Below are 6,115 nucleotides of genomic sequence, written 5' to 3'. Positions count from 1 at the left end.
TCCTGCGCGCGCAGGACGAAGGACGGTTCGCACTTGAGCGTCACGGTCGTGATCACGCCGAGCGCGCCGAGCCCGACGCGGGCCGCGGCGAAGAGGTCGGGCCTTTCGCCGGCCGAGCAGCTGACGACCGAGCCGTCCGCGAGGACGAGCTCGAGCGCGACGACCTGGGTGGCGAGGCCGCCGAGCTTGGCGCCGGTGCCGTGGGTGCCGGTGGAAATCGCGCCGGCGACGGTCTGCGCGTCGATGTCACCGAGGTTGGTCATGGCCAGCCCGAGCGCGTCGAGGGCGGCGTTGAGTTCCCGGAGCTTGGTGCCCGAGCGGACGGTGACGTGCCCGGTCTCGAGGTCGGCTTTTTCCACGCCGGTCCAGTGCCGCAGGTCGAGCGCGTCGGAGTCGGCGGCGGCGATGGCGGTGAAGGAGTGTCCGCTGCCCCACGGGCGCACGGTGCGGCCGGCGGCGGCGATGCTCTCGACCGTCGCGGCGATTTCCGCCGTGTTGCGCGGCTGGTGAACGTGTTGCGGCGAGGAGGACGCCGTACCCGCCCAGTTGGTCCACCGGGTCATGCGCGCACCCTTCATCCGTGAGTGCCGAAACAGTAAGTGAATAGTATTCGCGTTTCAAGCCTTCGTGTCGTACTTTAGACCTCGTGACCAGTGCGACGGTGTACGACTTGGCGACCAAGGACCTCGATCCGCCCTTGGCCGTGGTCGACTTGGCGGCGTTCGACGCCAACGCCGCCGACCTCCGTCGCCGCGCGGCGGGCAAGCCGATCCGCGTCGTCAGCAAGTCGGTCCGGTGCCGGGCGCTGCTGCAGCGGGTGCTGACGATGCCGGGTTTCGAGGGCCTGATGTGCTACTCGCTGGCGGAAGCGGTCTGGCACGTCGAGCAGGGCACGACCGATGACATCGTCGTCGCCTACCCCACGGCCGACCACGAAGCCCTCCGCCGCCTGGCCACCTCCGAACAGGCCCGCGCGGCGATCGCGATCATGGTGGATTCGCCCGAACACCTCGACCTGGTGGACGCCGCCCTGGGCCACGGCCACCCCGAGATCCGCGTCTGCCTGGAGCTGGACGCCTCTTGGCGGCCCTTCCCGGGCATCCACGTCGGCACGCGGCGTTCGCCGGTGTTCACCCCGAAGCAGGCCTCGACGTTCGCCCGCCAGATCGTCGCCCGCCCGGGCTTCCGCCTGGTGGGCGTGATGGCGTACGAAGGCCAGATCGCGGGCCTCGGCGACGCGGCCGGCCCCCGCCTCAACCGCGCGGTGGTGGGCTGGATGCAGCGCCGATCGGCGGCCGAGCTGGCCCGCCGCCGCGGCGAAGCGGTCCGGGCGGTCGAGGCGGTGACGCCCCTGGAGTTCGTCAACGGAGGCGGAACGGGCAGCCTCGAGTCAACGGGCGCGGACGCGGTGGTGACGGAGATAGCGGCGGGCTCAGGCCTGATCGGGCCGACGTTGTTCGACAGCTACACCCGGTTCAAGCCCCGCCCGGCGGCGTTGTTCGCCCTGCCGGTGGTCCGGCGCCCGACCCGCAACATCGCCACGCTCTTCTCGGGTGGGTACATCGCCTCCGGCCCCACCGGCCCCTCTCGCCAGCCGCAGCCGTACCTGCCCAAGGGCCTCAAGTTCCTCGGCTTCGAGGGGGCGGGCGAAGTCCAAACCCCAGTCACGGGCCGAGCGGCCCGAACCCTGAAACTGGGCGACCGGGTGTGGCTCCGCCACGCCAAGGCGGGCGAGCTGGCGGAGCGGTTCACCCACTACCACCTGGTCCTGGGCGACCGGGTCGAGCGAACGGTCCCGACGTACCGGGGCGAGCACCAGAACTTCGGCTGACCTGAGTGCACGCGCCGAATTCCGCCTCGCGGCGCGCGAGGGAGGCCCAACCGGCACGATCCGCAACCGCCGCGACGAGTCGATCGCCCTCGTCGTCTCCGCGCAGCTCAAGCAACCGCTCGCGATTCCTGCGACCGCATGGTCGGCTCACCCGCGATCAGATCGCCGTTGACGGCTCGATCACCAGGGTGCCGGGGGCGGCGAGGTGACCGGACCTTCCCCGGTCAACCGCGGCAAACACCCCGTCGTCGACACAGGTGCACAGGGGAGGAACGAACAGTCCCCGTAGCTGTTTCTCGGCTTACCAAGCCCGCCGGTGCTGCCGCCATGGACTCGGCCCGCACGCGCGCGGCCCACCCTCCCTGGGGGAACCCCCGCTTCCAGTCTATCGGCCCCCACCGACAACCAGCCCCGAAACCAGCACGTTGTCCACAGCTGTGCATACCTGTGGACAACTTCTGTGGACAGCTACGACCGCTCCCCGAACCGAGCCGCCAAGTACCCCTTCACCACGTACTTGGCCTCGGCGACGATCTTCTCGTCCCCGCTCGGCTCCCGCCGGAACGCCAGCTTCATCAGCGCGTCGGCGACCTCGTTCGCGATCGTGATCGCGAACCGCAGGTCCTCCACCGGCCGGTCCACCTGCTTGGCCACCAGGTCCGTCAGCGAATCCACGATCACCGCGTTGTTGTCGCGCGTCTCGTCGAGCAGCTGCCGGTCGATGATGTCGCCGAAGTGGACCTTCGAGAATCCGGGCACCGTGCGGTGCATCTCCAGGTAGATGTCGAGGATCGAGTCCACGACGTCCCACCAGTGCTCCGGCCCCAGCTGCTTCAGCCGCTCGTTCACCGCGCCCACGAAGCGTTCCAGGTTCCGGGCGGTGAGCGCCTGGACGACCGCTCTCTTGTCCGGGAAGAACTGGTACAGCGAACCCACGGCGACGCCGGCCCGCTTCGCGATCAGCGTCGTCGTCAGCGCGTCGTAACCGAGCTCGTCGATCAACGCCGCGCTGGCGTCGAGCATCTGCTCGACCCGCTTCGCGCTTCGCTGCTGGACCGGCTGGCGGCGTAAGGGGGTGGCTTCCGCCGGCACCTTCGCGGCCTGGATGTCGGACACGGCGCTCCTCCTCGTCTGATCTGGGACTTTATCGTGCCGACGGGCTTCCCCACGGACGAGTGAAGACCTAGTATATGAGAACTTTTCATGTTCACCCGTACGGGTGCCCTGACGAAGGGGTCAGCAGCCGGTGCAGAACCCGATCTTCCCGCCCGACTTCCTCTGGGGTGTTTCGACATCGGCTTTCCAGATCGAAGGCGCCACCAGCGAAGGTGGGCGCGGACCGTCCATCTGGGACACCTTCACCGCGACCGAGGGCAAGATCGCCCGCGGTGAACAAGCCAACGTAGCCGCCGACCACTACCACCGCTACCCCGAAGACATCGCGCTGATGGCGGAACTCGGCGTCGGGGCCTACCGGATGTCCATCGCCTGGCCGCGCATCCAGCCCGAGGGCAAGGGCGCGCCCAACCCCGAAGGGCTCGGCTTCTACGACAAGCTCATCGACGCCGTCTGCGAGGCCGGCATCGCTCCCGCCGTCACGCTCTACCACTGGGACACCCCCCAGGCCGTCGAAGACGACGGCGGCTGGCTCGCCCGGGCGACCGCTGAGCGCTTCGCCGAGTACGCCCAGATCATCGGAGAGCGCTTCGCCGATCGGGTGAAACTGTGGATTCCGCTCAACGAGCCCATGGTCATGTCCATCTTCGGCTACGGCATCGGCGAGTACGCGCCCGGCAAGGTGCTGCTGCTGGACGCCATCCCGACCGCGCACCACCAGAACCTCGCGCACGGCCTCGCCGTCCAGGCCCTGCGAGCGGCGGGCGCCACGAACGTCGGTACGGCGAACAACCACTCGCCCATCTGGCCCGTGGACGACGACGCCCAGGACGCGGCGAAGTACCTCGACGCGCTGCTCAACCGGCTCTACGCCGATCCGATGCTGCTCGGCACCTACCCCGAGGAGCTGCACCAGCACCTGCCCGCCGGGTTCGCCGACGATCTGCCGACCATCGCGCAGCCGCTCGACTTCTACGGCATCAACTACTACGAACCGCAGGGGGTCGCGATGCCCGGCCCCGGCAACCCGCTGCCCTTCGAGCTGCGCGACATCGAGGGCTACCCGATGACGACGAACGCCTCGCCGATCGTCCCGCACGCCCTGCGCGAACTGCTGCTCGACTTCCACCACCGCTACCAGGACAAGCTGCCGCCCATCCAGATCACCGAGAACGGCTGCAGCTTCGCCGACGAAGTCGCCGAAGACGGCGGTGTGCACGATCCCGAACGCATCGACTTCCTGCACGGTCACCTCGTCGCGCTGCGCGAGGCGATGGACGCCGGCGTCGACGTCCGTGGTTACTTCTGCTGGTCCCTGCTGGACAATTTCGAATGGTCCAAGGGTTACGCGCCGCGCTTCGGCCTGGTGCACGTCGACTACGAGACCCTGCGGCGGACGCCGAAGGACTCGTTCCACTGGTACCGGAAGCTGGTGCGGAATGAGTGAAGCGACCCAAGCCCTCCCGGAGGCGCTCGCCGAGCCGACGGTGCGGGTGCGGCCCGGCTGGATGAGCCTGCTGTTCTTCGCGAACATCGCGCTGTGGCTGGGCGTCTACGCGCCGATCCAGGTGCTGCTGCCGAAGCAGGCCGAGCTGCTCGACGCCGTGAACAAAGAAGCCGTGCTCGGGTTGGTGATGGGCTTCGGCGCTGCGGTCGCGCTGGTCGCCAACCCCGCGATCGGGCTGCTGTCCGACCGGACCTGCTCGCGGTTCGGCCGGCGGCACCCGTGGACCGTCGCCGGCGCGATCGTCGCCGCCGCCGGGCTGGTGGTGCTGGCGCTGGCTCCGACGGTCGCCGTGATGATCGTCGGCTGGTGCCTCGTGCAGGGTGGCCTCAACGGCATGCTCGCCGCTCTCATGGCGGCCTTGCCCGATCGGGTTCCGGTGCAGCAGCTGGCCGTCGTCGGCGGCCTCGTCGGCATCGCGCAGATGCTCGGCACGGTTCTGGGCGCGGTCGTGGTCGTCGTCGTGCTCGGCATCGCCGGGCTGTCCTTGGCCTACGCGGTCTGCGCCGGGATCGTCGTGATCGGCGCCGCGTTGTTCGTCCTCCGGACGCCGGACGCGCGGCTGCCGATCGAGTCCCGGCCGCCGTGGGTGCTGCGCCAGGTGCTCCGGGACTTCTGGGTTTCGCCCCGGAAGTACCCCGACTTCGCGTGGGCCTGGAGCTGCCACTTCATGATCAACCTCGGCAACGCGTTCGGCACGCTCTACCTCTTGTTCTTCCTCCAGGACGCGGTGCACTACCCGGACCCGGAGACCGGCCTGCTGGTCATGATGGGCCTGTACGGTGTCGCGCTCGTCGGCGGCGCGGTGCTCGCCGGGCACTTCTCCGACAAGTCCGGACGGCGGAAGCCGTACGTCCTGGTGGCCTCCGGAGTGATGGCACTGGCCGCGCTGCTGCTGGTCCTCTGGCAGAGCTGGCCGGTGGCGCTCGCCGCGTCCCCGCTGCTCGGCGTCGGTTTCGGGGCGTACATGGCCGTCGCCCTGGCGATGTTGACGCAGGTGCTGCCCGCGGCGGCGAACCGGGCCAAGGACTTCGGCATCATCAACATCGCGAACTCGCTGCCGCAGGTGGTCGCGCCGCTGGTGACGCCGCTGGTGCTCACCTACCTCGGCGGCTACCCGGGACTCTTCGCGGCTTCGGCGGTCGCGACGCTGCTGGCCTCAGTGCTGGTGCTGCGGGTGAAGGCGGTCCGCTAAGCGCAACAAGCCGTGAAGGCCACCCTCGGACTTCGAGGGTGGCCTTCACGGCGTTGCAGGTATGGAACCGCGGGCCGGTGCCGGTCGGGGGAGGGGAGTGCAACGGCACCGGCCCGCGGAATTCGAGGGCCGCTCTGAGGCGGGGCGACGGCGGGATCAGACCCATGATCCAGCTGCCTTCGATGATCAATCTAGCGGGGGATTACCGCCTGGGCTAGGCCTAACGCGGATTTTTTTCGATTAATCGCGGTGGGGACCGGGTGGTGGCCGAGGACTGGTTCGCGCTGCTCGGGGGTGCGGGCGAAACAGTCCTCGGCCCGAGGCGAGTAGCAGACGCGGGTCCGATGGGGCGATCGGCCGGCCGCGGCTCGCCTGTCAGGGGGTCAGGCCGTGACCGCTCGGCGCGGGTTCACGAGCGCGTGGCGACCGGTGGTCTCGGCCGCGGTGGGCGGCGCGGGGTGGGCCGGGA

General features: G+C 69.5%; 5 protein-coding genes. 3 read left to right on the top strand and 2 right to left on the bottom strand.

All coding sequences use genetic code 11. From position 1 onward, the window contains the following. Nucleotides 1-563, bottom strand: a 563-nt coding sequence (locus CCN39_RS42210; protein ID WP_143264363.1) for an FAD-binding protein, incomplete at its 3' end; no start/stop codon positions are given. An 83-nt stretch (nucleotides 564-646) separates the two neighbouring features. On the opposite strand from CCN39_RS42210, the gene CCN39_RS42205 reads away from it, so the two are divergent. Further along, entirely contained in the window at nucleotides 647-1,831 is a 1,185-nt protein-coding gene (locus CCN39_RS42205) for an amino acid deaminase/aldolase (RefSeq protein WP_086852104.1), read from the top strand. A 468-nt stretch (nucleotides 1,832-2,299) separates the two neighbouring features. On the opposite strand, the gene CCN39_RS42200 is transcribed toward CCN39_RS42205, so the two are convergent. Further along, nucleotides 2,300-2,947 (bottom strand): TetR/AcrR family transcriptional regulator, encoded by a 648-nt coding sequence (locus CCN39_RS42200; RefSeq protein ID WP_086852102.1) that lies wholly within the window; start codon nucleotides 2,945-2,947, stop codon nucleotides 2,300-2,302. 130 nt (nucleotides 2,948-3,077) lie between these two features. Here CCN39_RS42200 and CCN39_RS42195 point away from each other — a divergent pair, with 130 nt between their 5' ends. Beyond that, on the top strand, nucleotides 3,078-4,394 hold the full coding sequence (locus CCN39_RS42195) for a GH1 family beta-glucosidase (RefSeq protein WP_086852101.1): 1,317 nt from the start codon (nucleotides 3,078-3,080) through the stop codon (nucleotides 4,392-4,394). Next, nucleotides 4,387-5,646: an MFS transporter gene (locus CCN39_RS42190; protein WP_086852099.1), complete on the top strand. Its 1,260-nt coding sequence runs from the start codon at nucleotides 4,387-4,389 to the stop codon at nucleotides 5,644-5,646. The genes CCN39_RS42195 and CCN39_RS42190 overlap by 8 nt, the downstream gene beginning before the upstream one ends. The last annotated feature ends 469 nt before the right edge of the window (nucleotides 5,647-6,115 follow it).

Source organism: Amycolatopsis kentuckyensis, assembly GCF_002155975.1.
Lineage (GTDB): Bacteria > Actinomycetota > Actinomycetes > Mycobacteriales > Pseudonocardiaceae > Amycolatopsis > Amycolatopsis kentuckyensis.
This window is presented reverse-complemented; position numbering and strand designations above follow the sequence as displayed.